Annotated in this window: 3 protein-coding genes; all 3 read left to right on the top strand. The window is 37.6% G+C overall.

Annotated elements, in window-relative coordinates; all coding sequences use genetic code 11:
* Positions 1-862: GmrSD restriction endonuclease domain-containing protein (locus tag BHV72_RS17425; protein ID WP_286857177.1), on the top strand; the 862-nt coding region annotated here is incomplete at its 5' end.
* Entirely contained in the window at positions 862-1,830 is a 969-nt protein-coding gene (locus BHV72_RS17420) for an AAA family ATPase (protein ID WP_286857174.1), read from the top strand. The genes BHV72_RS17425 and BHV72_RS17420, both read left to right, overlap by 1 nt.
* Positions 1,831-1,979: 149 nt before the next feature.
* Complete coding sequence (locus tag BHV72_RS17415) at positions 1,980-2,504, top strand: hypothetical protein (protein ID WP_286857172.1); 525 nt, start codon at positions 1,980-1,982, stop codon at positions 2,502-2,504.
* The last annotated feature ends 136 nt before the right edge of the window (positions 2,505-2,640 follow it).

The raw sequence follows: 2,640 nt of genomic DNA, 5'->3' as shown, positions 1-2,640 counted from the left end.
CATGTATTTATTTGAGGCAAAAGATGGGAAGAAACAGGTTGTTGACGGACGGCAGCGTATCAATACAATATTAAGTTTTTTAAAGGGAGGATTTAAATTAAAGGATTTGAAAATACTGCATGCTTTGAATGGTTGTGCATTTACTGATCTGGATTTAAAATTGCAAGGGATATTTGAAGATTACCAACTGTTTTTCTATATCATTCAGCCTCCGACTCCGGAACGCGTGAAATATGATATTTTTGATAGAGTAAATCGTGGCGGAACCCGATTGAATAATCAAGAAATGCGTAATGCCTTATATCGGGGCAATGCAACTACACTTATTGATGATATTTGTGAGTCGGATGAATTTAAGGATGCAACGGGAGGAGGTGTCAGCCCTACTCGGATGAGGGACCGGTATATCGTGTTACGGGCAATAGCTTTTTACCTGTTAATGACAGAGCAGTTGCAAACAGCCGATCTGGGCAAACCCATAGAATATCGAAGCGACATAGATGATTTTTTGGCTAAAGTGATGATATTTGTCAATCAACTCATGACACAAGAGGAAGTGGAAAAGTTGAAAGAGAAATTTTTAAGCGCTTTAAGGAACATCTATTTATTGTTAGGGGAAGATGCTTTCCGTTTTTCAGGTATAGGAAAACGCCGTCCGATTAATATGCCTTTGTTTGAGTGTCTGACCTACTTATTCTTGTTTGACTGGAATCAAGAAAACAAAAAGGAGATACGGTTAGCTATCGAGGAGTTGAAGGAATCATTGGACGAAAGTGGTTATTTTCAGGGAAATGTTGATTCTGTAACTAGTCTGGGCTATAGATATTCACGTATAAATCAATTTTTAAAAGAACTAATATAATGATACGGGAACTGACAATAAGCGGTCTGAAAAATATTAAGTACGAAAAGATGGCATTGAAGCCATTAACTTTATTGACTGGTTTGAATTCGACTGGAAAGTCTAGTGTGCTGCAGGCTATCTTATTGGTGAACAAGGCGACAACTAAGAGCGGACAGCTCTTTCTAAGCCATTTGCTTTCTTCTTTTTCTACTCTTAGAAATATATATGAGAATGCAAAAGAGATTGAAATCCGATTGAATATAGATGGTGTGGTGGTGGAATATAAACTATCGGAAAAGGAAGAAGGAGAAAATGTAGAGGGATGTGCCGGGCTGGAAATAGAAAAAAATCTATTTTATCTGTCTGCTAACCGTGTCGGTGCGGAAAATTCGGTAGCTCTTTCTCCGGTGATTACGTGTGGTGTCGATGGAAATTATTTGCTGGGGACTTTTGAGAGAGAAAAATCCAAATCTCTAACCAGTGCCTTGATAAAAGATGAGAATTCGTTTACCTTGGCTGCTCAACTTAATTATTGGCAAAGTTATATCTTGGGATTGAAACTGGAGTTGAAAACGGAAAAGAGAAACGAACAAACGGTAGAGGTGAAATACAATAGTGACAATATTCCGGGAATCTTACCTACACAATTGGGGGCAGGGGTAAGCTATTTGGCGAAAGTGCTTATTTTGTGCTTGCGCTCTAACCCGGGAGATGTAGTCATGATTGAGAATCCGGAGATACATCTTCATCCGGCTGCCCAATCCCGTTTGGGGGATTTCTTTGCTTTTATTGCCAATGCCGGCATTCAGTTGATTATAGAGACTCACTGCGATCATTTGATTAATAAGTTGCAGTACCTGGTATTTAAAAAGGCATTTGATGCGGAACAGGCTATTATATATTATAAGAAAGGGATTATAGACCCGTTCGAAAGGATTCAGTTGAATAAGGAAGGGCGTTTTCAAACAGATATAGTTTTGTATTAAGTGATGAGTTGCAGAAAGAATATTGTAACTTTAAGGAAGGGCAAGGGTGCGATAGAAATTTGATTGAGAACCTTCTACATTATTATAAACCTTCCATTTTAACAAATACCAGTCAATTAAGGAGGATTGGAAAGAAGATTAGCCCGCAATTGGAGACTACACTCAGAAGAAGTGGTTTTACAACCCAAACGTTAGAGGATTTAGCCCAGAAAACAGTATATAAGATTATTTTGTGTACTGATAAGGATCATTATCCTTATGTGAACATAAATGGAGATAAAATTGAAAATAATCTGACTGCTTGTTTTTTTAAGCGTGAAAGCCGGCAAAAAGCGATAGAGCACATCTCTGCGTTGTGCAGGAAAGCCGGAACTATCTGTATATATGATAAATATTCTTTTCAGAGTACTGAAAATATAGAACTCCTGAAACTTCTTTTTCCAGCGAAGGAACTGTCTATTGTCTATGATTCTCAGTATCTGAATGTAGATATGCTGAGAACGCATTGTGAAAAATGGACGTTTATAGACCGTACATTGCCGGAATACCACGACCGTTATCTGGTATTGGATGATAAATTGGAAATAATATTGACCAGTGGATTTGATTATTTGGTAAAAACAGAAAAGGAATTTACCTATATTGTCCGTCCTGTTTCGACACAGCGTTTTTAGTTAACCCCCATATCTTTCCCCGTGTGCGATAACGAATACACAAAAAATAATGTTTGATTATACATAAAAAATACGGGGAATGCTTCGTAGTTCACAAATAATGATTAAATTTGCCGCGATTTGTAATGTTGAGTTT

This window comes from Bacteroides sp. 43_46, assembly GCF_001915455.1.
Classification (GTDB): domain Bacteria; phylum Bacteroidota; class Bacteroidia; order Bacteroidales; family Bacteroidaceae; genus Bacteroides; species Bacteroides caccae.
This window is presented reverse-complemented; position numbering and strand designations above follow the sequence as displayed.